We start from the raw sequence: 24,101 nt of genomic DNA, 5'->3' as shown, positions 1-24,101 counted from the left end.
CGCGCCTCGTAAGTTTTGATCACCTCCAGAAGGTGACGGCAACAAAAAGGGCCGCCCCAGCGGGACGGCCCTTCGAAAGTTCAGGAGGTCGGGTCGGTTAGATCAATCGACCAGCCGGAGCGAGCGCTCCGCCAAGGGCTGCCCTAACGGGCGATCCCCCCGGTTGTTCCGACACCTCTCTCCAATCTCTTTCTTGACACTGGATCACCTCCTTTTCTATCTGTTGCGGTTGAAAAGAAGCGTGCCACAAGTTGTGCCATTCTCAAAGCGTTTTTTTACACAGGCTGAACAGTCAGCCGCGCAACGATCACCTTGAACGGAATCAGGGCGATCAGCGCCAGCGAAAGCTTCACCAACCAGTCCGCAAAAGCCAGCGTCACCCAAAGCGGTGCCACCGGGCCGGACAACATGAAGGGTACCGGCTCCCACGCCCAATTAATTGCGGCGTCAGCATTGGCACCGAAGAAGGTGACCGAAGCCGAAAAGGCGAGGGTGAAGAAGATCGCGGTATCCAGTGCCGATCCCACCAGCGTCGACACCAGCGGCGCACGCCACCAGCGACCACCGCGCAGGGAATTGAACACGGTGACATCCGTCAGTTGCGCGATCAGGAAGGCGGTTCCCGATGCAACGGCGATGCGCAGCGGTACGGCAGCATAGGTGAACCCGTCACCCTGCAACATGATCTGGCTGCCGATCAGCGAACAGATAACACCGGTGACAAAGCCGGCAAACACGACCTTACGGGCCGGACCCACGCCATAGACGCGGTTCATGATGTCTGTGACCAGAAAGGCCAGCGGATAGGTGAAAGCACCCCATGTCAGCAGCCCGTCAAGGATCAGGAACTGGACCAGAATGTTCGAGGCCACAACAATGGTGGCCATGGCAATAATGCCGGGAATGAAGTTACGTTGCATGTTTTGATGCCCGTTTTGACAAGGTAGCGGCGACTTGGCCAAGGGACCGTCCCAAGGCAAGCCGTGCCTTTAGACCTTTGCCTGCGCCCTGTCAATCGGGCAGCAGGTACTCCACAAGTTCGGTCCGCTGCAACGCCAGAAAGTTGTCATCTGAAATCATCGTGGCGCGCAACCGGCCCTGCCCGTCGCGCCAGACCGACAATCCTTCGAGGTTGTCATGCGCGCCCGTTCCGGTTTCGAACAGGGTTTCCTCGGTGCCTGGTTTCTCGTCTACCACGTCCCATCGCCGCAGTCGCGATCGAAAACCGACCAAGGATACCTTGCGTTCCAAAACGTAGAACCGTCCATCGGGACCGAAATCCGCGGCAACGGGTTTAAAGCCGCTGCGCTGTGGCAGAACAAACGGGGTCGACCATGTGCCGCCATTCCAACGGTAAACCGGAATGTCCCCTTTAGCGGTGCGGTTCTTTTCCGGCAAAGTGTAAAGCCAGCCGCGCCCATCAATGGCCAGAGCTTCGAAAGAACCATTGTCGGCAAGGTCCCGAAACGCATTCGGGCGAGGTAACACACGCGCGCTTGAGCCCGGTGTAGGGTAATAGGCGACACGATGCACCCCTTCGAACGAGATGAATATCCCGCCATCCGGCGTCACCGCGATGCCTTCGGAATCGCCGACGCCGCCTTTCATGATATGCCCATTGCTGGACAGCACCGGCCATTGACCAAGAACGTGAATATCCGCGATCTGGCCTTCGCGCCGCTCAATTCGCGCGGTCACGATCCGCGCCCGGTCGCTAAGCGCAATCATTTGGCCTCCGTCGTCCGAGATATGAAGCGCTGAAAATCCGCCAAACCAACTTGCTGGATGCCGCCAAACGAAACTGTCCAGGTGGACCGCAGATTTCACATCCAGCGCGGCGGCCACCGGGGCAAGAAACAGCGCTACACTCAGTTGGATTGCAAAACGGCGGAGCATTGTTGCGGCAAGTCGGCCAGAACGTATTCCCGGCGTTTCTTCGGCGGCGGCGCATTCGGATCGGGTGGCGGCGGGTTCAGGATGTTGTGCACCCATTGACGGGCCTCGGCGCAGCCATCGCCCTTGGGGGGTGGGTCCTGATTCACGCAACCCTTTGCCCCTCTGGGACAATTCAGGCGCACGTGGAAATGATAGTGATGCCCCCACCAGGGCCTTATCTTGCGCAGATAGTCGCGGTTCCCCTTTTCATCGTCGCACATCTGAACCTTGGCCCCGGGAAACACGAAAATCCGGGCGACACGCTTGTCTTTTGCCGCTTCGCGCAACAGCGCATGATGCTGCTTGGTCCAGTTGCTGTTGACGTAGGCGCCATTGGAACGACGAAGAGAGATGGACGAGATGTTTTCGCGTGACTTGCGGCTCAGGCGCATGTTTTCGCCCGGCAGCATCCAGATATCGATGTCCAGCCCCAGCTGATGGCTGCGATGGCCCGAGGTCATCGGCCCGCCGCGTGGCTGGCTGATATCCCCTATATAGAGACCGTTCCATCCCGGTTGACTGGCTGCAAATCTGCTGAGGTCCTGCACGTAATCGATCGTCTGCGGATGCCCCCAGTTGCGATTGCGCGACAGGCGCATAGCTTGCCATGTAGGCCCCGTTTCAGGCAGTTGAACTGCCCCCGCAGCACATCCGCGCGAATAACTGCCGAAAGCGGCCGGTTTTTGCTGTGAACCTTGTTTCTGCGCCCCGAACAACTGCTTTGCCAGCGGTTCTGCCGTCGCAGTGCCAGCAATAGCAAGCGCCGCCAAAATTACCAAAAAACGTTTTAAAATCATCTGCTCTGATCCCCTTCCGGTCTCACCCAGCGCATCAGGAATAGACCCAGAATAAACAACAGAACGATGGGTGACACCCCCAGACGAGCACTTCCTGTCACCGTGGTGGCGATCCCGATCAGAAGTGGCGCAGCAAAGGCGGTGGCACGACCCGACAGACCATAAAGGCCAAAGCTTTCGACGGGGGTTGCCGGGTCCGTATGCCGGACCATCATCGACCGGCTACAGGATTGCAGGATGCCGCCCATGCCTCCGATCAGGATACCGCAACCAAAGAAAACCATATCCGGCAAGCCCGACCCTTCGGACATGGCGATACCGAATATCTGGGACCGGTCCATTGAAACGATGGTGATGCAGACAAGGATCAACACCCAGATCGCAACGATAATCACGGGCTTGGGACCATATTTCTTGTCCAGCTTGCCGCCCACCCAGGAAAATGCCGCTGCAGCCAGAACGCTGACGATGCCGAAAACACCGATCTTGATCAGGTCCCATTCCAACACTAGCCGGGCATAGACGCCGCCAAAACTGTAAAGCCCATTCAGCGCATCCCGATAGAACATGGATGAGCCCAGGTAACTGGCCAAACTGGTGCGATGGCGCAGGTTAGACACTGATTTTGCCAACAGCCGCAGCGCCTCGGCAACGCTGCCCTTTTTGTTTGTCGTTTCGTCGTCATGGACCCAAAGGAAGTAGGGCACCATGAACAGAATGAACCATCCGGCGGTAAACGGCCCAACAAAGCGCGTACCCTGCTGTTGCGACGCATCCAGCCCAAACAAGGGGTCCATCCCGATCAGCGTTTTGCCGTTGGCCTGCTCCACAAACAGCGCAAGCATGATCGCCAGCGAGATCAGGCCGCCGAAATAGCCAAAAGCAAAGCCCGAGCCGGAGATTTCGCCCACTTCGCTGTCGTCACCCAGATCGGGCAGTTGGGAATTGATGAAGATCAGGGCGTATTCCGCGCCGATGAAACCCAGACCGAAGGCAGACAGCATCAACCACATGTTCGAGCCATCGGGCATCGTGTACCAAAGCGCGCCGGAACCTACTGCGTACATCACGGAAAAGGCGAATATCCAGGGGATGCGCCGACCAGACACATCGGCCATCGCCCCCATCAGCGGTGCACCGAAGGCAATAATCAAACCAACTATGGTCATGCAGTTGGCCCAGACCACCTGCGCCTGTGCATCCGCAGACCCCGCGTCCAGGCCGGATGCCAGATAATATTCCGCAGCGACGCCCGCGAAGTAAGGGCCGAACACGAACGTGACCAAAAGAGTGTGATAGGGCTGACTGGCCCAATCGAAGAACCACCAGCCCCAGATACGCCTGCGCTTGGATATTTCTGCCATTTCTGCCCCTGTTTTCTTGTTGCGGTCATAAGACGGGGCTTTGGGGCAATTCGCAAGCGCAGAGTTCAGCCTACTTGCTCTTTGCTGAAAGGGTGCTTAGGTCTCGTCCAACAAGAAAACGGAGATCCCATGCTGTCGCTGATCCAAATCCTGCTGCTGATCCTGGACATTGTCTGGTTCATCATTCTGGCCCATGTGATCATGAGCTGGCTGATCAACTTTCAGGTGCTCAACCTCCACCAACAACTGGTTGCACAAATCTGGTACGGATTAAATCGGATATTAGAGCCTATTTACGGGCCGATCCGCCGCGTTCTACCCAATATGGGTGGGTTGGATTTGACCCCGCTGGTGGTGCTGATCGGCGTCTATGCCTTGCGGATCATCCTTATCAACAACGCGCCCTATTTCTACTGACCACTTGTTCACTGAATCTTAGTATGTGATTGTCCTGGCTTAAGAGCAGATAAACCTTAAAACAGGGCACCCCCGCATATGTTCGACGCCGCACCCTTGCTGCGAGATGTCTTTGGATTCGACGCCTTCCGCCCCGGGCAGGAAGAGATTGTCGACGCCGTAACGGCAGGTGAAAACGTGCTGGCGATCATGCCCACAGGTGGCGGGAAGTCTCTTTGCTTTCAACTCCCTGCACTGCTCCGCGATGGCGTGACGGTCGTTATATCTCCGCTCATTGCCCTGATGCGTGATCAGGTGCGGGGGCTGCAAGAGGCCGGGGTCGAGGCCGGTGCGCTGACATCCGGCAACACGCCCGAGGAAACCGAGGCCGTCTGGGACGCGCTGGAAGACGGGCGGCTAAAGCTGCTTTACATGGCACCCGAACGTCTGGCTGCCGGGTCGGCGCTTGGGATGCTCCGTCGGATCAACGTCAGCCTGATCGCCGTGGACGAAGCCCATTGTGTCAGTCAATGGGGGCATGACTTTCGCCCTGATTACCTGCGGATCGGAGAGTTGCGGCGCGCCCTGAAGGTTCCGCTGGCCGCGTTTACCGCCACGGCGGACGCCGAAACGCAGGATGAGATTGTCGAAAAACTGTTCGATGGCATTGAGCCACGCAAATTTCTGCGCGGATTTGACCGGCCTAACATTCATCTGGCTTTCGCCGCAAAGGACGGACCGCGCAAGCAGATCCTTGATTTCGCAGATGCGCGCAAAGGCCAGTCCGGTATCGTTTACTGCGGCACCAGAAATAAAACCGAGGTGATTGCTCAGGCCCTGCGCGCCGAGGGGCACTCGGCTTGCCACTATCACGGCGGGATGGACCCCGAAGATCGCCGCATTGTCGAAACCCGTTTCGCGCGCGAGGACGGGTTGATCGTGGTCGCAACCGTGGCTTTTGGCATGGGCATCGACAAACCCGATATCCGTTGGGTCGCCCATGCGGACCTGCCCAAATCGATCGAAGCCTATTATCAGGAAATCGGGCGCGCCGGACGCGATGGCGGCCCGGCCGAAACGCTGACCCTGTTTGGCCCCGATGACATTCGCCTGCGGCGATCACAGATTGACGAGGGTCTAGCGCCGCCCGAGCGGCGCATGGCCGATCATGCGCGCCTGAACGCCTTGCTGGGTCTGGCCGAGGCATTGGAATGCCGCCGCCAGACATTGTTGGGTTACTTTGGCGAGGCCACAGCACGCTGCGGCAAATGCGATCTGTGCGACAACCCGCCCGAAGTTTTCGACGGCACAACTCCGGTACGCATGGCCCTGTCCGCGATCCTTCGGACCGAGGAATGGTTCGGGACAGGCCACTTGATCGACATCCTTCTGGGAAACGAGACCGACAAAATCCGCGCCCGCCGCCATGAGGATTTGTCCACATTTGGCATCGGCAAAGATTGGACGCGCCCGCAATGGCAGGCCATCTTCCGCCAGATGATGGGCCACGATCTGGTGCGCCCAGACCCTGAACGTCACGGCGCATTGCGCATGACCGAGGCGGCCAAACCAATTTTGAAAGGCGAGGCAAAGATAAACCTGCGCAAGGATACGCTGCGCAATGCGGTACGTCGGCCTGCGGTCAAGGCTATGGTGTCCGAAGAAGACGCCCCGCTGCTGTCAGCGCTCAAGGCCAAACGCCGTGCCCTGTCCGAAGCTGCACGTGTTCCGGCCTATGTCATCTTTCCCGACCGCACGCTTATCGAGATGGCCGAAAAGCGCCCTGTAACGCTGGACGATATGGCCCGGATCGGCGGTGTAGGCGCCAAAAAGCTGGAACGCTATGGCGATACGTTCCTTGAAGTAATCGCGGGCGAAGCAAAAAGCGTTCATCCGGCGCGCCGAAAACTGGCTGGCCGCAATCAGGGTGAGATTTACGACCGTTTGATGGAAGTTCAGTCCTTGCTGTCGCGCGGTCCAGCCGGGATCGACAAGCCCCTGACCTGCTCGGCCTCACAATTGGCAAAAGTTGCGCAACTCCGCCCAGACGATCCCCGTGGGATTGCGCAGGTGCTGGGTGATCGACGTCACGAAAGGTTTGGCGCCGCTTTTCTGGACGTGCTGCGTGAGGCGGGCTAGATACCCCCGAACAGGCAAGAAAGAGGGCGGATATGCTGATCGTGATTTCCCCGGCCAAACGGCTGGACTGGGCAGAGCGGAATGTCGGGGTAACGCAGCCCGATTTTCAGGAGGATGCGATCCGGCTGTCCAAAACCGCTCGCAACCTGACGCTGAGTGATCTGAAGAAACTGATGGATCTGAGCGACGATCTGGCACGCCTGAACCGCGACCGGTATCGCGCTTTTTCGGATGCACCCGACGCCAAGGTCACACGCCCGGCTGCGCTTGCTTTTGCTGGCGACACATATCAAGGGCTTGAAGCTGCTTCGCTGGACGAAGACGAGCTGTTATGGGCGCAAGACCACTTGCGCATCCTTTCCGGCCTTTATGGTGTGTTGCGGCCACTCGACGCGATACAGCCCTACCGGCTTGAGATGGGCAGCAAGCTTAAAACCCGAAGAGGGAAGAACCTTTACGAATACTGGCGCGATCAGCTCAGCAAGGCACTGAACGCGCAAGGAGCAGAAATTAACAGCGACATTCTGGTGAATTGTGCCAGTCAGGAGTATTTTGGTGCGGTAGATTTGAATGCCCTGAACCTGCGCGTCATCACACCGGTCTTCATGGAAGATAAGGGCGGCACCCCAAAGATAGTGAGCTTCTTTGCCAAAAAGGCACGCGGTGCCATGGCGCGGTATATCATCCAACACCGCTTGACCGACCCTAAGGGACTGCTGGATTTCGACAGTGGCGGCTATGAATACCGCCCTGATCTGTCGGAAGCGGATAAGCCCGTTTTCGTCAGACCTTATGCCGCCTGAAACCCAGGTCACTAGAACTTGCATCCCGATGGCAAACGCCTGAAGTGTCAGCCCGATGAGGTCGGATTCGGGTTTTCGCCCCGCTCACGCCGGATTTTGCCACTGGGCATGGTGTCTGCGACCGAGCAGACGCAATCGGGTTGGTGTTGCAGGATCATCTGGTGAATTCGGTTCTTGTGTAGCGGTTTGGTCAGGTAGTGGTCCAAGCCGGCTGACAGAATTCCCTGATCATCCCCTGCCATGGCATGGGCCGTCAGGGCAACGATGGGAACGTGACGACCGGTTGCAACCTCAAGCCCGCGAATTTCCGCTGTTGCCTGTTTGCCGTCCATCTTTGGCATGGAAATATCCATGAAGATCAGATCTGGCTCGAACTCCTGATAGATCTCAACCGCTTCAATCCCATTCGAGGCAAAGCGAAGATCGATATTCAGATCCTTGACCATCTTCTTCAGGATCAATTGGTTGGTGCGGTTGTCCTCTGCGGCAAGAACCCTCATGCGTCGGGGGTGCGCAGATTCAGAATCTCGCTTTTTAGAGACTGTTTTGCCCACGTCCAAAGGGCACCTTTCCAACGATGGGCTGTCAAGCGCCATCAGCCTGCTATACAACTCGGACCGCGGGATGGGTTTCTGCAAGACACCGTCGATCAGGTCACGGGCAGGATGCGCGTGAATCAAGCCTGGGTTTGCCGACATCACAACCACCGGAATATCACCCCACCCCCGATCCCTGAGCGAGACCGCAAGGTCCAGCCCATCCATATCCGGCAGGTCGTGGTCACAAAGAACCAGATCAATCTGATCATTCATCTGTGACAGCGCCTCGGTCCCCGACGTGCAAACCGTCACCTCAGCCCCCAGTCGCCCAAGCTGCTTGGCAAGAATGGCCCGGTTCACGGCAAGGTCTTCGACCAGCAGGACATGTTTCAAACATTCCGCCAGGTTCGGAGGCTCGGGTTGCGGACCTTCTACCGTGGGCAGTGTCACGCGAAAACCGAAACAGGATCCCTGTTCCGGTTCGCTTTCAACCCAGACCGTGCCGCCCATCAAGGTGATCAGCCGCTTGGTGATGGCAAGGCCAAGCCCGGTGCCTTCAAACTGGCGGTTGCGCTCGTCTTCGACCTGATTGAACTCGCCAAATATGTGGTCGATTTTCTCGGCGTCGATGCCAATTCCGGTGTCTTCAATCGCGATATGGATGTCGCAGATCTGCGCATCCGGGTTGGGCACCCCTGTCACCCGGACCAGCACGTAGCCTTCGGAGGTGAACTTGACGGCGTTGCCGACCAGATTGGTCAGAACCTGCCGTATCCGACCAGGATCGCCCACAAAAAGGGTTGGCAAGAACAAGTCGTAATCCACCAGCAATGTCAGCCCCTTATCGCGCACGCTGGGCTGCAGCAGCATTGCAACCTCAAGAATGCAGCGTTCAAGATCAAACTGTTCGGGGTGCAGAGCCAGCTTGTCCGCCTCAATCTTGGAATAATCCAGAACGTCGTTGATGATGACCAGCAGCGCCTCACCCGAATTGCGAATCGTATTGACGTATAGCCGCTGCTCTTCGTCCAACGGTGTCTCGTCCAGTAACTCGGACATGCCAACGATGCCGTTCATCGGTGTACGGATTTCATGGCTCATGTTGGCCAGAAAGGCCGACTTGGCCCGGTTTGCTGCTTCGGCCCTCTCTCGCGCCGCCTTAAGCTCGATTTCATGCCGGACCGACGTTGTGATGTTGAGAGCAAGGCTCACCATATCACCACCGCTGCCACGCTGGTCGATCAGACGGATATAGTGACCGTTCCAAAGCTGCATAACGATTGGTGGCGGATTGGCGCGGCTCCAGCGGGCCAGCATTCTGGCCTGCCAGTCTTCCGCGGATTCATCCCCGATATCGACAATACCTTCTGACGTCAGCAAATGCAGAATACGGGGGTATGATATCCCCGGCGCGACTTCGTCCAGACCTTCAAAAACACTCAGATACGCGGTGTTTGCGCCGATCAGCCGGTTGTCACCGTCAAAAAAGGCAAATCCGTCCTGTATTGTCTGAATCGAGTGCCACAAGCGGCGTTCGGCAACCTCGATCTTGGCGTTGGCCACGCAGAGGTCGGATTTGACCTTTTCGTTTTCATCCCGAACGGTTTCAACCTCAGCCTGCGTTTCGCCAATTCGTTTGGTCAATGCCATGGCATGTTGACCCAGTTTGCGATTGGCTGCCGACAGCTCTGCCTGCTTCAGGGCCAGCACCCGTTCAGCTGCCAAGCGCGCGCGCCGTTCCTGTGCCAATTTATGTGCAAGACTCATTTGATTGATTCCAGAACGTTCTGCACCCAGCATCCCGACAGAGGATGAAAAACTGTTTAAGCCGTTGCACAACAGGCGCACGCCATGCAACGCTGTGCCCAAAGAGGAGGGCACCATGCGCCGCTTTGTTTTTATTTCAATAACTTACGTCATTTCGCTTTTGGTCCTCCCCAGCGCCACCCAGGCGCAAGATGCAGTGCCTGAATTCCGTTACATCACGACGCGGGACGTGGATTTTTATGGCTCGGATCTGGACGCCCTTTTCGATACCGATCTGAAGTCCTGCATTCAGGCCTGTTCCGCCAATACGCGTTGCACCGCGTTCACCTACAACACCCGATCCAATGCCTGTTTTCCAAAAAGTGGTGTAAACCGGCAAGAGGCCTATCAGGGGGCTGTGTCTGCGCAGAAGATGCTTACTCCAGATCAGACCCAAACATTGGCAAAAACGCGTGCAAATGCGTTGAGTGTACTTGGTACTGCTGACCTGAAGCAGGCCGCAGATCAGGCACGCGATCTGGGCTTTGTTCATATGGCGCAAGGCAACGACCTGCAGGCTGTTCTGGGCGCGGCGCGCAGCGCGAGCAGCCCGCGGCAGGCGATGAATTGGACTGGTGTGGCCGTATCGCTCAGTGACGCGCCCGATTTATGGGTGGAATACGCGCGCCTGTTGTTGCAGACAAACTCTTCGGACTGGAGTGAACGGCGCGACCTGCGCAACCGTGCGCTGAATGCCGCAACCAATGGCTACTTGCGCGCCGATACTCCCGGCACACAGGTTGCCGCCCTAATGACATTGGCCCGCGCCCTGGAAGAGGTCGAGCGCGGGCGCGATATGATCCCTGTGCTGCGGCTGGCAGAGCAAATCCAACCGCGCGAGGATGTACTGACCGCGCTGAATGATGCCATCAAGAAATACGGGTTTCGCGTGGTCGACAGTTCTGTGGAAAGCGACGCCGTTGCACCGCGGATCTGCGTCGAGTTTTCAGAACCGCTGGTCAAGGCGGGGGTCGACTATGATCCGTTTGTCCAGCGCAACGATGACGGGTTGGTGGTACAGGCTGAGGGCAGGCAGCTGTGCGTTGGCGGTGTCGCCCATGGTCAGCGCTATCGCCTGACGCTACGCGAAGGCTTGCCCTCCGCCTCGGGCGAGGCGCTGAACCGCAATGTTGAGCTTGCCCATTACGTGCGCGACCGGGCGCCTTCGGTCCGGTTTCCCGGGCGCAGCTACGTTCTGCCGAAATCCGCTGATGCTGCGTTGCCCGTTGAAACGGTCAACGTCACCGAGCTGAACCTGATCCTGCGGAGGGTCAGCGACCGGAACCTGTTGCGCGCGGTGCAGCAGGATTTCTTCGGTCGTCCGCTTAGTGAATGGCAGGAAGCAGAATTTTCCGATGAAATTGCCGAGGATATCTGGACTGGCATCGCCGAAGTGGCCAACGAACTGAACCAGACCATGACGGCGCGCCTGCCCATGGCCGAGGCGATCGCGGATCAGCCCGCCGGTATTTATGCTCTGACCGCCCGTGTTCCGGGGGCTGATCCCTATGACGACCCGGGCGCAACGCAATGGTTTGTTCTGTCCGATCTTGGGATCAGCAGCGTGCTTGGCACCGACGGGTTGCACGTCACGGTGCGCGGGCTGAGCGACGCGGCACCCCGTGAAGGTGTCGAGGTTTCACTGGTCACAAGCGCAAATGCGGTCATCGCCGAAGCGCGAACGGATGAATCGGGTTATGTCAGGTTCGATCCCGGTCTGACGCGCGGCAAGGGGGCCAGCGCTCCCGCACTGGTGATGGCGTCAACTGGAGACAGCGATTTCAGCTTTCTATCCCTGACCGATCCCGCCTTTGACCTGTCAGATCGTGGTGTTGAAGGGCGTGCACCTGCGGGGCCGGTTGATGTTTTTCTGGCCACGGATCGCGGCGCATATCGGGCCGGAGAGGTGATACACCTCACCGCCCTTTCGCGCGATGGTGAGGCGCAGGCTATCGAGGGCCTGCCCCTGATTGCGATCCTGTATCGCCCTGACGGCGTGGAATACCGCCGAACCGTCTCGGATGGCGGCGTCGCCGGGGGGCATATCTTTGCCCTGCCTGTTGCGGCAGATGCACCACGCGGCGCTTGGCGGATCGAGATCAGGTCTGATCCCAAAGGCGATGCGTTGGCGAGTCAGACAGTGCTGGTAGAAGATTTCCTGCCGGAACGTATAGATTTTGAGCTGACCCTGCCGGACGCGCCCCTGCGTCCCGGCGACAGCCCACCGCTTTCGATCGACGCGCGCTATCTGTTTGGTGCGCCGGGGTCGGACCTGAGCATCGACGGTCAGGTTATCGCACGCCCGGCGGACACAGTGCCGGGCTACGACGGATATCGCTTTGGCCGCTATGACGCCGAGACATCGATCAAAAGCACCTATTTTGGTGACACGCGTACAGATGCAAACGGCAAAGCATCTATTGCCGTTGAAATCCCTGTTTTAGAGACGGAGGGGAAGCCAATTGAAGCCGAGGTTATTGCGCGACTGGCCGATGGTTCGGGCCGACCTATTGAGCGTCGCCTGAGCGTTCCTGTCCTGCCGCCGCAACCTGTGATCGGTGTCAAACCCCTGTTCGAGGACGTACTCCCCGAAGGTACCGAGGCAGCGTTTCAGATCATCGGCCTTGCACCCGACCTGAGCCCCAGCCCGATGCGCCTGCGCTGGACGCTGAACAAGATCGAAACGCGGTATCAATGGTATCAGCTTTACGGAAACTGGAATTGGGAACCGACAACCAGACGCACTCGCGTTGCCACCGGAGAGATTGACGTCGCCACTGATCCTTTGACGTTGTCCCAGCCCGTGGACTGGGGCCGTTATGAACTGGTGGTCCAACGTATTGATGGCACCTTTACGGAAACCGCTGTCGATTTCCACGCAGGCTGGTATCAGGCCGCAGATGCTTCGACCACGCCTGACCGGCTTGAGATGTCGCTGGATCGCGACAGCTATCGCGCCGGGGAAACCGCACAGCTGCGCATCGTTCCGCGCATGGCAGGTATCGCCCAAGTCGAAGTGCTGTCGAACCGACTGATCCATCGCCAGATGGTTGCCGTAAAGGAGGGCGAGAGTGTTATCCCGATAGAGGTGACAGAAGATTGGGGTGCAGGTGCCTATGTCACTGCCACGGTGATCCGACCAATGGATGTTGCGGCCGGTCAGAACCCGGCACGCGCCATGGGCGTCGCCTATGCTGCCATTGATCCTGCGGATCGCACGCTGTCGGTTGCCATTGAGGTGCCCGAGGTTACCTCGCCCCGTCAAACACAGAAGGCCCTTGTTAGGGTCGAAAATGTTACAAGCGATGATCCAGTCTGGCTGACCCTTGCTGCTGTGGATGTGGGCATCCTCAACCTGACGGGGTTCGAAAGCCCAAGCCCGCAAGCGTACTATTTCGGGCAACGTCGGCTGGGTGTGGACCTGCGTGATGTTTACGGGCGGCTGATCAACGGCATGAACGGAACGATGGGTACGGTTCGCTCTGGCGGCGACAATGACAACGGGATGCGCCGCCAATCCCCGCCACCGACGCAAGATCTGATGGCGGTGTTCAGCGGCCCGGTTCAGGTCGGTGCGGATGGCGCGGTTGAGGTCGACATCCCCCTGCCCGCCTTCAATGGTACGGTCCGACTGATGGCCGTCGCGTGGTCACAAAAAGCCGTCGGTCAGGCCGAAGCTGACATGATCGTCCGCGATCCGGTGGTGGTTACTGCCAGTCTGCCGCGGTTTCTGGCCCCCGGCGATCAAAGTCGGATGCGGCTTGAGATTGTCCATGCGGATGGCGCATCCGGAGACATGGCGCTTGGCCTGACCACCACCAGTGGGCTGGAACTGGGCCCGGTACCGGCAAGCTTTCTGCTGGAGGATGGTGGCAAAGCGGTGTTCGACATCCCTGTAACGGCCCATGTTATTGGCGATCCAGAGATCAGCGTTTCCATCACCACGCCAGACGGGCGCGATCTGTCGCAAACCCTGCGGATGCCGGTGCGGGCCAATGATCCCGTGATTGCCCGGACACGGCGCTTTGCGCTGGGTGCGGGCGACAGCTTTTTGTTTTCGCAGGATGTTTTTGATGGGTTTCAACCCGGCTCGGCCAAGGCCATCCTGTCCGCCGGAGCACTGGCAAAGTTCGATATGCCCGGCCTGCTGGATCAGTTGAACCGTTACCCTTATGGCTGCACCGAGCAGATCACAAGCAAGGCGCTGCCGCTGCTTTACCTGTCATCTGTTGCGCAGGCCTCGGGGCTGGGCAATGGCCCGGAGGTGAATCAACGCATCACGGAATCAATCCGAAGCATCCTGACTCGTCAGGCTGCAAACGGTGCCTTTGGCCTGTGGCGCGCAGGCAGCGGTGATTTCTGGCTGGACGCCTATGTGACCGATTTCCTGTCGCGCGCCCGTGCGCAGGGGCACCCGGTACCGGATCAGGCTTTTGCGCAGGCCATGGATAACCTGCGCAATCGGGTCAATTATGCGCCGGATTTTGACGAAGGTGGTCAGGATATCGCTTATGCCCTGATGGTTCTGGCGCGGGAAGGCGCGGCGGCGATGGGCGATCTGCGCTATTATGCGGATGTCAAAGGGGATGCTTTCGACACGCCGTTGGCTGCAGCGCAACTGGGCGCTGCGCTGGCCTCGTACGGGGACCAGACCCGCGCAGACGCGATGTTCGCCCGTGCGGCGCGGATGCTGCAACAGGTGCCGAACGATCAGGAAAACCACTGGCGCGCGGATTACGGCACCCGCCTGCGGGATGCGGCGGGCCTGCTGACCCTGGCGGTAGATGCGGGCAGCGAGGCGATTGACCGCAACGCATTGATCCAACGGGTAAGCACGGGCCGCACTCCCCTGTCCACGCAAGAGGCCACATGGTCCCTGCTGGCGGCGCACGCGCTGGTGTCTGATCCGTCCGGCTCCGGTTTGACGGTCAATGGCGTGTCAGTATCCGGCCCCTTTGTTCAGGTTCTGCAATCCGGGCAGGCGGAAGAGGTCAACATCACTGCGACCGACGGTCAGGCAACCGATATCACCCTGACGGTGACCGGAATCCCCGAAGATCCGCCTGGGGCTGGTGGCACCGGCTATGCAATCGAACGGCAGTATTATTCGATGGACGGCGATCTGATTGACGCAGGCCGCTTTGCCGTGGGGGACCGGTTTGTCACGGTTCTGACGGTCACGCCGTTTGAAAGCGGTGGGGCGCGTCTGATGGTGGACGATCCCCTTGCCGCCGGAATCGAGATTGACAACCCGAACCTGCTGCGATCGGGCGATGTACGGTCGCTGGACTGGTTGGATCTGTCTGATGCCACACATACCGAGTTCCGCTCGGACAGGTTCCTGGCTGCGGTTGACCTGTCAAGGCGCCAGACCGTGACACTGGCTTATGTCGCCCGTGCTGTCACACCGGGCGTGTTCCACCATCCCGCGGCCTCGGTCGAGGATATGTACCGCCCCCAGAACCGTGCGCGAACGGCGACGGGACGGGTCGAGGTGCAGTGACCGGCCATCTTTCATATCCCTGTTTGGGCGGCTCTCATGCCTAGGGTGCCGCGCCTGTTATTTGCGCTGGCCGGTGCCCTCTATCTGGCGGCGTTGGCGCGGGATGGTGTCGACCGCTGGGTCGACGCCACGGCGCTGCCGCCCGTTCTGACTGAAACTTCGGTCGAGATGCGGGATCGTAACGGTGACCTCCTGCGTGTGTTTCCGGTTGCAAATGGCATCTGGAGGCTGCAGCCCGGCGCGGTCGATCCCAATTTCACCACCATGCTGGTCCGGTACGAAGACAAACGTTTCTGGACCCACGCGGGCGTGGACCCTGTCGCGTTGCTGCGCGCAGCCGGGCAAAGCCTTTGGAATGGGCGCGCGGTTTCGGGCGGATCAACCCTGACCATGCAGGTCGCGCGGCTGATCGAAGATGGATCGACCGGGCGTTGGAGTGGCAAATTTCGCCAGATTAGGGTCGCATTGGCGCTGGAACGGCAGCTGAGCAAGACACAGATCCTGAACCTCTACCTGACCCATGCCCCCTATGGCGGCAATCTGGAAGGTATCCGTGCCGGTGCCCGCGCCTGGTTCGGCAAAGAAGCAACCCGTTTGACCGCCGCACAGGCGGCCCTGCTGGTCGCTTTGCCGCAATCCCCGGAGGCGCGGCGCCCGGATCGCAGACCCGAGACAGCCCAAATTGCCCGTGATCGGATTTTGCGCAGGTTAGAGCGCCACGGCGTATTGACCAAGGCTGAGACGCACGCAGCCCTGACGGAAACCATTCCTGATCAAATGATCCCGTTTCCGCGCCTTGCACCCCATCTGACCGACCGCGTGAAAGGCCAAACCCGTGCAACCGGTGTATTTGATCTGACCCTGGATGCAGGGGTGCAAGCCCGGTTGGAAACTGTGGTCGCTCGGGCCGCTGCGCGCGTCGGGCCGCACGTGTCCGCTGCGCTGATCGTGGCAGATCATCGCGACGGTAAGATTTTGGCCTCGGTCGGGTCAGCCGGGTATCAGGATGCACGACAAGGGTTCGTGGATATGACCCAAGCCGTGCGGTCGCCCGGATCGACGCTGAAACCTCTGGTTTACGGGCTGGCATTCGATCAGGGGCTGGCCCATCCGGAAACCCTGATCCGCGATAGCCCGGTGATGTTCGGGCGTTACGCCCCGCGAAACTTCGATGGCGTTTTCCGGGGCGATGTAAGGGTTCGGGACGCGCTGCAATTGTCGCTGAATATCCCTGTCGTGCGCCTGACGCACGAGCTGGGCCCTGCGCGCGTGATGGCAGCACTGCGGACAGCAGGATCAGAACCGCGCCTGAGCAGTGGTACACCCGGATTGGCAATATCCTTGGGTGGCGTCGGTCTGAGCTTGCATGATCTTGTGCAGATCTACGTGACGCTGGCCGCTGGTGGGCAAGGCCCGATTCTGCGCCATGACGCCCTGGCTGATGCACGGCTCACCTCTCGTGTTTTGTCCGAAACCTCAGCATGGCAGATTGCGGATATCCTATCCGGGATCACACCACCCACGGGCAGCACTTCAGGGGCGCTGGCCTTCAAAACGGGAACCTCTTATGGGCACCGCGATGCCTGGGCCATTGGTTTTGACGGGCAGCATGTCATCGGGGTCTGGCTGGGACGCGCGGATGGCACACCTGTTCCCGGCGCATTCGGAGGGGACGTTGCCGCGCCGCTTCTGACCGAGGCTTTCGGCCTGCTGAAACCCGAACTCACGCCCCTGCGCCCACCGCCACCATCAACACTGTTGGTTGGCGCGGCGCAATTGCCGCAACCGTTGCAACGTTTCCGGCCCCGCGCGGCGGCTTTCGAAACGGACCAAACCGCACCTGATCTGTTGTTTCCACCAGAAAACGCTGTGTTAGAGACTTTCGGGAGCCCTCTCACGGTGAAACTACGCGGTGGTGTCGGGCCGTTTTCCGTTTTGACCAACGGCGTGCCTGTCTTGACCGGGCAACGGCAGCGAGAATTCGAAATTCCCAATCCCGGACCCGGATTTACCTCACTTGTGGTGGTGGATGCACAGGGCCAATCCGACCGGGCCTCGTTCCGGATCGACCAGAGCGCGCCCGGTTCCCGTTAAAGAACAGCAATGGGCCAGCGTTAACGCCGCCCTTCCCGCAGCCAACCGCCCAGCAGAAAGCCTCCAGCCAGCAGCAAGACAAGCCAGGGCGGCAGCAACCCGGCCTGCGTGACATCCCGCGTCTCATACGCGTTGCGTGGGGTCAGACCGATCCAACCCCGACCGGCGGCGGGGCGTCCGGCGCGTACGTTGCGGATCGACGGCAGCCCATCTTCCAACCGGATCACACCGCCCCGCAACCTGGCCAGCACCGGTTCAAGGACATCACCAGTCGCGATGGTGCGCTCGAACTCCTTCGGTGCAGCAGGGCCAAGGCCGATCACAGCCATGTGGTCGCCTTCCTGCAAACGATAAAGGCCGATCTCGGGGCCGTAATACTGCGCTTCAAACCGACCCGGAGAAACCTCTTTCAAAGTAATCTCCAACGTCTCGCCATTCGGCAAGGTGACTGTTACCGGGCCGACTTCTGTCCCGAGCGTCTGACGAATGATGCGCATGGACTGACCGTTGGCCTCGGCCCACAACGCCTCTTCTTCCAGTTCCGGTTCCTTCATCATCCAATGGGCCAGCCTGCGCAACAGCTCCAGCTGCGGACCCCCTCCTTCGAAGCCACGACTCCAAAGCCAGGCATGGTCAGACGCAAGCATCGCAACGCGCCCTTCGCCGACACGGTTCAGGACAAGCAGCGGACGATCCTCGACCCCGGTCATCAGCACGTCGCCCGAGCGATGTTTCACGTCGATCTGTCGCAACCACGCCCCCCAATCCTCGGATTCTCCAAGGTTGGTCGTGACCGGGTGACGATGCCCCAGATCACTGACCATCGGCACATATCGTTCCTCGATCACCCGCGCGGTTGGCTGAGCTGGCAGAACTGGCGCCAGGGGCGAGCGGAAGATGCTGTCGGCACCGGCGAAATCAGGTCCGGCGGCAACCAGGACCGCGCCGCCTTCGTTGATGTAGCTTGTGACATTGTCCAGATAGATCGCAGGCAGAATCCCGCGCCGCTTGTAGCGGTCAAAGATGATCAGGTCGAAATCGTTGATCTTTTCCAGAAACAACTCACGCGTCGGGAAGGCAATCAGCGACAGCTCGTCCACCGGCACACCATCCTGCTTTTCAGGCGGGCGCAGGATGGTGAAATGCACCAGATCAACAGAACTGTCGGATTTCAACAGGTTACGCCACGTGCGACCACCCGGATGCGGTTCACCCGAGACCAGCAGCACGCGCAGGCGGTCCCTTACGCCGTTCATCTGGATCAGGGCCGTGTTGTTGCGGTCGGTCAACTCGCCCTCAGCCTGAGGAACGGAAAACTGGATCACGTTGCGCCCGCCATGGGGCAATGTGACGGGCAGTTCGACATCGCGACCGATTGGAATGCTGAACTGCTCGGGCTCGCCCCCATCCACCGAAATTTCCAACGGTGCAGATGTTGCACCTGCGGGGGCAGCTCCGCTGTCTTCGACGCGCAGGGTCAAGGTCACCGATTCACCAATGATGGCGAAAGCAGGGGCGTTTCGGACAATAAGCCTGCGATCCCAGTCGCTTTCCCGCCCGGTTTGCAGCAGGTGCATCGGTGCGGGCAGATCCGGGGCCTGATCGACATCATGCACTATCCCGTCGGACACCACGAGGATACCGGCAATACGCGCACGCGGCTCTTCGGCCAGGGCCTCGTTCAGGGCTGCCATGATCTGCGTGCCCTCATCGCCTTCACCATCGCCGACCCGGATGCGGCGCAGTTCTGTATTGTCGCGTGCCTCGATCTCGGTGGCCAAATCCTCTGCGGCCATAGCCGTTTGTTCCACCCGGTCTGAAAGCGCCTGGCTGGCGCTTTCATCCTCGAACATCAGAACGATATCTGTCAGAGGTGCACGATCCTCGATCTGATAGACCGGGCCGGACAGCGCAGCGATGATCACCAGCGCCGCCAACCCACGCAAGGCCCATCCCGACAATCCACGCCACAAAGCCAGAACGACTCCGGCCACGGCAATCATACCCACGACAAGCAGCATCGCCCACGGGATCAGCGGATCGAAGATGACGGTTCCTGTCATTGTCCCAACCTGTCCAGAAGGGCGGGCACGTGAACCTGATCGGATTTGTAGTTCCCCGTCAGCACATGCATCACCAGATTGACACCAAAACGATTGGCCAACTCGCGTTGCCGTTCCCCGGCATAACCGCGCCCGACGGGCAACAGGGCCTGCCCGTTGCGATCCACCGCCCAGGCACCGGCCCAGTCATTGCCGCCGATGACCACCGGCGTCACATTGTCGTTCAGATTGCGGAAAGGCATCCCGTCGATCTGTTCTGCATCCAGCGGCGCGGCTTCAACCCAAACCTCGGTGCCTGAATATCGGCCCGGAAAATCCTGTAACAGGTAGAACGTGCGTGTCAGAACATGATCACGCGGAATCGGCTCTAATGAGGGTATATTCAGCGGCCCGGCCAGTTGTTGCAGTTTGCGGCCATTTGGGCTGGAGGCACCGAAACCTGCGATATCCGCATCACGCGTGTCAAACAGGATCATCCCTCCGGACCGCAGATAGGCGTTCAGCTTGACATAGGCCTCGGCCGAAGGTTGCGACTGGTTCGCCGAGATCGGCCAATAAAGCAACGGAAAGAACGCCAGTTCATCCCGTTCCAGATCAACGCCGATGGGGTCTGCCGGTTCAACCGATGTGCGATAGAGCAGGGTTTGGCCAAGCCCGCGCAACCCGGCTTGCGCAATATCATCTACCTGCGCATCGCCAGTCAGGACATGCGCCAATACCAGTTCGTGGGTCGCAGCCAATGCAAACTCGGTGTCCTCAGGCGTTTGTGCGTGACCTTCGGGTACCAGAAGGAAACCGGCCAGCGCCAAGGCCGTCGTCCGGGCCAGACCCAACCTGCCCGACAAAGCAAGCGATGCAATAACATCGACTGTCAGCAAAATCAGCGCAAGGCTGAGCAACAGGCCACCGAGCGGCGTTTCCGTGCTGACCTCCTGCCCTTTGATCGGCACATTTGCGGGCCAGACAACAGGACGCAGCTGAGTTTCTTCTGAGACGACGTTCAACGCCAGCTTCTGCTTGCCACTTTCATAAAGACCCGGGCGCAGTTCCGGCCCGATCTGGCCCGATATCAGTTCAACCCCGTCGACACCGGCCAGGGTTCCGGCATCTGACAAGGTGCCAAACCCGTCCATGATTTGTACGGGCTCCCATGTTGTTCCCAGTAACTGAGCCTCTTGCCGTGATTTTGCGGCCGAGGCCACGGCCAGCCGATCCAGCATTTCAACGAACAGGCCCGACAGTGGCAGGCTGGACCATTCTGCATCGGCGGTCACATGGAACAACACCACCTGCCCCAACCCCAGCGCCTTACGTGTCACCAAAGGCGTGCCGTCAGACAGCGAGGCAATCACACGATCCGCCAAGTTAGGGTCTGGTTGCGCCATGACCTGAGTGGAAACGACCACGTCATCAGGGATGTCCAATCCATAGAAAGGCGAGGTTTCGGGGAATGGTGCCAGGGTCTTGGCCTCACCCCAGCTCATCGCGCCGCCGACAGATCGCCCACCGCTGCGCAGCCGCGCAGGCAGCAGGGTGTCTTCGGTGTCACGCCCAAGATCGCTGGCCGCCATACGCGGGCCGGCAAAGCGCAGCAACAAACCGCCCTGTTCGACCCATTCAATCAGGTCCGCCTTTTCTGGTTCCGACATCTGGGCCACATCTGACAGAACAATGACATCCGGATTGGCGGGCAGAACCTCAGTCAGACCGCCATCGACGAAATCCGCCGTGGGGCTCAGGACCTGAGTCAGATAATGCAGGGGTGACAGCAGCTCCAGACCTTCGCGGTTCAAACTCCCGGCAATCAGCGCGACCTCACGGCGACGCAGGCTGTCATCGGTCAAGGTCACGGTCCCGGCGGACCTTTGGCCCTGGATTTCGAACCGCGTGATCCGGGCGCGGAGTTCGGATGGCAGCGCCAGATCGACCTGCGCCGATGCGTTCCCGGCTTCAAGGGTCAGTTCCACAGAATGCAGCACTCGGGCGGTTCCCGCCGGGTCGCGCCCTTGTGCCAATACTGTCACACGCTCCTCGGGGCCGGGGCCTGCGCGCTGCACTGTCACTTTGATCAGCCCATCCTGATAAGCCGCTGGCAAGATCGCCATGGGCCGGGACGCCGCCTGATACACCACGACATCGCCACGAGCCTGCAAGCTGGAGACCAGCGCCGCATGATCCACATAATCCAGCCGGTCACTGAACCAATGGGTGTCAAACCCCCCATCAATCGAGTTTATAGCCGCAATGGCCTGTGCGATCTGAGGTTCGGTCGGCTGCCATGGGTTGGGCATCAATCCCGGCAAATGTCCCCGCCATGCCTCGGCCGCCTGAAAAACGGGTGTTTCCGGTTCGGTCAGGCGCAGGATGGCCACCGTGCGCCCTGCGCGACCGGCCTCGGTCAGTTGCGCATCGATCTGATCCAGCGTGGCCGACCATCGGGTCGCGCCTGCCCAACTGGCGTCCAGCACCATCAGCAGCGGCCCGGACCCGATCTCATCCCGCGACGGGTTCAGAACCGGACCGGCCAGACCTATGATCACCGCCGCAGCTGCCAGCATCCGCAGCAGCAAGAGCCACCACGGCGTGCGGTCCGAAACGCTTTCGTCATCCTTCAGGCCCAAGAGCAACGTCACCGCCGGGAACATCCGGCGGATCGGCGCGGGCGGCACCGCGCGCAGGATCAGCCACAGGATCGGCAGGGTCAGAAGACCCAGCAGCACCCATGGAGCGGTAAAGCCGATGCCTGCCAGAACCGTCATCGCGTTCCCCCGTCCAGCGCACGGTATATCCACAACAGTGCCGCTTGTGCGCTATCGCCCGTGTGATGCAGGCCCATTTGCCAGCCAGTCGCCCGGCAAAGCTGCGTCAGCGCATCCTTACGGTGGGCGAGGCGTTGCAGATAGCGATCCCGCAGCTCTGCGGCCTTGAGCGTTTCGTGTCGGACGGACCCACCGACGCTTTCGAAAATCGTACGTCCACGATAGGGAAATGTCTCTTCTCCCGGATCCAGCACCTGAAGGATCACGCCGCGAACACCACGATCGGCAGCTTTGGTCAGGGCCAGTTCAACTTCATCCATTGGACCAAGAAAATCCGAAATGAACACGGCACGGGCATGCGGGATCATGGCGCGATGTTCAGGCGGGGCGTAATCCGTTTGATCATCCTCGGACCAGGCTTGCGCGAGCCGGATGATCTGCGCATTGCCACGCCGAGGTGGCAAGGTAGTGCCTGTCAGGCCAACACGCTCTCCACCGCGGACCAGCAGGATGGACGTTGCCAGTCCCAAAAGCCGGGCGCGATCTGCCTTGGTCGGCAACGATTTGTCGGACGCAAACCGCATCGACGCCCCCTGATCGACCCAAAGCATTACCGATTGCGCGATCTGCCATTCGCGTTCCCGCACATATTGCTGATCTCCACGCGCCGAGCGGCGGTGGTCGATCATCCGGCGACTGTCCCCGATCTGTGCTGGGCGGTATTGCCAGAAATCATCCCCCATGCCAGAGCGCCGCCGTCCATGGTCACCCAGCAGAACGGTGCCCGCCAGATGCTCGGCCCGCGCCAAAAGGGGCGGCAGCCGCGATGCCTCGGCCTCGGATCTTTCGCGAAGGGTCAGCGCGGCATTCACGCTGCCGCCTCGGTCCGGATCAACCCGACAGCAGTCGAGTCGATCAGGTCGGCCAAACTGTCGCCGCGTGCCCGTGCCGCAAAGTTGAGAGCCATCCGGTGACTAAGCACCGGGCGTGCCATATCCAGCACATCCTCGGCATTGGGTGCCAGACGCCCCTGCAACATCGCACGTGCCCGAACCGTCATCATCAGCGCCTGCGCAGCGCGTGGCCCGGGACCCCACGCGACGGTTTCGGCAACCCGTTCGGATACACCCGCTTCTTCTGGGCGGAAGGCCCGCACCAGATCAAGGATCAGCTCGACAACCGAGTCCCCGACGGGCATCCGACGCAGCAGGACCTGCGCAGCCAGCAACTCTTCCTTGCTGAAAATCTGATGTGCTTCGTCTTCGTCAACACCGGTCGTGGCCAGCAGAATATCCCGCTCGGTCTGGCGGTCGGGGTATTCTACATCGATCTGCACAAGAAACCGGTCCAGCTGCGCTTCGGGCAGGGGATAGGTGCCTTCCTGTTCGATCGGGTTTTGCGTGGCCAGAACGTGGAATGGCACACCAAGGGAACGGTCCTCACCGGCTACTGTCACCGTACGCTCCTGCATCGCCTGCAGCAGCGCAGATTGCGTTCGCGGGCTTGCGCGGTTGATTTCATCCGCCATCAGCAGCTGACAGAAGATCGGGCCTGGAATGAAACGGAAATGGCGGCTGCCATCATCGGCCGTATCCAGCACCTCAGATCCAAGAATATCGGCTGGCATCAGGTCGGGCGTAAACTGAATGCGATTGCCATGCAGCCCCATCACCGTTGACAGGGTTTCAACCAGACGCGTCTTGCCCAAGCCCGGCAGACCGATCAGAAGGGCGTGACCACCGCACAAAAGCGCAGCCAGGGTCAGGTCAACGACCCTTTCCTGCCCGATGAAGCGGCGGGTGATCGAGGCCTTGGCCTCTTGCAGCTTGTTTTCCAGCGCTTCGATCTCGGCTACGAGGTCGGCAGGTTCGTTCATGACTTTCCCTTCCGTGGACGAATATGA

At 59.9% G+C, this 24,101-nt stretch carries 14 protein-coding genes; 5 read left to right on the top strand and 9 right to left on the bottom strand.

All coding sequences use genetic code 11. The annotated features are described in order from the left end of the window. Positions 1-275 precede the first annotated feature (275 nt). The 4 genes from ACR0D9_RS08915 to ACR0D9_RS08900 all read right to left on the bottom strand — a co-directional run bounded on the left by ACR0D9_RS08915 (position 276) and on the right by ACR0D9_RS08900 (position 4,096). Positions 276-920 (bottom strand): queuosine precursor transporter, encoded by a 645-nt coding sequence (locus ACR0D9_RS08915; RefSeq protein WP_480538470.1) that lies wholly within the window; start codon positions 918-920, stop codon positions 276-278. Between the two features lie 91 nt (positions 921-1,011). Next, the gene (locus ACR0D9_RS08910) at positions 1,012-1,896 is read right to left on the bottom strand and encodes an esterase-like activity of phytase family protein (protein WP_480538468.1); all 885 of its coding nucleotides are present in this window, start codon (positions 1,894-1,896) and stop codon (positions 1,012-1,014) included. After that, on the bottom strand, positions 1,869-2,732 hold the full coding sequence (mepA, locus tag ACR0D9_RS08905; protein WP_480538466.1) for a penicillin-insensitive murein endopeptidase: 864 nt from the start codon (positions 2,730-2,732) through the stop codon (positions 1,869-1,871). The genes ACR0D9_RS08910 and mepA overlap by 28 nt, the downstream gene beginning before the upstream one ends. Further along, a complete protein-coding gene (locus ACR0D9_RS08900; protein ID WP_209598483.1) occupies positions 2,729-4,096 on the bottom strand; it encodes an MFS transporter in 1,368 nt (455 codons plus the stop codon). The genes mepA and ACR0D9_RS08900 overlap by 4 nt, the downstream gene beginning before the upstream one ends. 129 nt (positions 4,097-4,225) lie before the next feature. On the opposite strand from ACR0D9_RS08900, the gene ACR0D9_RS08895 reads away from it, so the two are divergent. The 3 genes from ACR0D9_RS08895 (at position 4,226) to yaaA (ending at position 7,434) form a co-directional block, all read left to right on the top strand. Continuing rightward, entirely contained in the window at positions 4,226-4,513 is a 288-nt protein-coding gene (locus ACR0D9_RS08895; protein ID WP_170382138.1) for a YggT family protein, read from the top strand. 78 nt (positions 4,514-4,591) lie between these two features. Continuing rightward, positions 4,592-6,631 carry a DNA helicase RecQ gene (gene recQ / locus ACR0D9_RS08890; RefSeq protein WP_480538464.1) on the top strand — a complete coding sequence of 680 codons (2,040 nt, stop codon included), beginning with the start codon at positions 4,592-4,594 and terminating at the stop codon, positions 6,629-6,631. A gap of 32 nt (positions 6,632-6,663) precedes the next feature. After that, positions 6,664-7,434, top strand: coding sequence for a peroxide stress protein YaaA (yaaA, locus tag ACR0D9_RS08885; protein WP_480538462.1), 771 nt, complete (start codon positions 6,664-6,666; stop codon positions 7,432-7,434). Between the two features lie 47 nt (positions 7,435-7,481). Here yaaA and ACR0D9_RS08880 read toward each other — a convergent pair whose 3' ends face one another. Then, positions 7,482-9,740 (bottom strand): response regulator, encoded by a 2,259-nt coding sequence (locus ACR0D9_RS08880; protein WP_480538460.1) that lies wholly within the window; start codon positions 9,738-9,740, stop codon positions 7,482-7,484. Positions 9,741-9,855: 115 nt separating this feature from the next. Here ACR0D9_RS08880 and ACR0D9_RS08875 point away from each other — a divergent pair, with 115 nt between their 5' ends. Together ACR0D9_RS08875 and pbpC are read left to right on the top strand one after the other, a co-directional pair. Next, positions 9,856-15,282, top strand: a complete 5,427-nt coding sequence (locus ACR0D9_RS08875; protein WP_480538458.1) for an alpha-2-macroglobulin family protein — start codon at positions 9,856-9,858, stop codon at positions 15,280-15,282. 36 nt (positions 15,283-15,318) lie between these two features. Beyond that, complete coding sequence (pbpC, locus tag ACR0D9_RS08870; RefSeq protein ID WP_480538456.1) at positions 15,319-17,376, top strand: penicillin-binding protein 1C; 2,058 nt, start codon at positions 15,319-15,321, stop codon at positions 17,374-17,376. Positions 17,377-17,396: 20 nt separating this feature from the next. Here the strand turns inward: pbpC and ACR0D9_RS08865 are convergent, their stop codons facing one another. Genes ACR0D9_RS08865 through ACR0D9_RS08850 form a run of 4 tightly spaced genes read right to left on the bottom strand, consistent with a single transcriptional unit; the run spans position 17,397 to position 24,074 of the window. After that, the gene (locus ACR0D9_RS08865) at positions 17,397-19,439 is read right to left on the bottom strand and encodes a hypothetical protein (RefSeq protein WP_480482675.1); all 2,043 of its coding nucleotides are present in this window, start codon (positions 19,437-19,439) and stop codon (positions 17,397-17,399) included. Next, on the bottom strand, positions 19,436-22,198 hold the full coding sequence (locus tag ACR0D9_RS08860; protein ID WP_480538454.1) for a DUF4159 domain-containing protein: 2,763 nt from the start codon (positions 22,196-22,198) through the stop codon (positions 19,436-19,438). The genes ACR0D9_RS08865 and ACR0D9_RS08860 overlap by 4 nt, the downstream gene beginning before the upstream one ends. Further along, complete coding sequence (locus tag ACR0D9_RS08855) at positions 22,195-23,070, bottom strand: DUF58 domain-containing protein (RefSeq protein WP_267365920.1); 876 nt, start codon at positions 23,068-23,070, stop codon at positions 22,195-22,197. The genes ACR0D9_RS08860 and ACR0D9_RS08855 overlap by 4 nt, the downstream gene beginning before the upstream one ends. Beyond that, on the bottom strand, positions 23,067-24,074 hold the full coding sequence (locus ACR0D9_RS08850; protein WP_267365919.1) for an AAA family ATPase: 1,008 nt from the start codon (positions 24,072-24,074) through the stop codon (positions 23,067-23,069). The genes ACR0D9_RS08855 and ACR0D9_RS08850 overlap by 4 nt, the downstream gene beginning before the upstream one ends. Between the last annotated feature and the right edge of the window lie 27 nt (positions 24,075-24,101).

It is taken from the genome of Ruegeria sp. AK11 (assembly GCF_056541095.1).
Note: the sequence above shows the minus strand (reverse complement) of the source record. Positions and strands in the feature narration are given on the sequence as shown.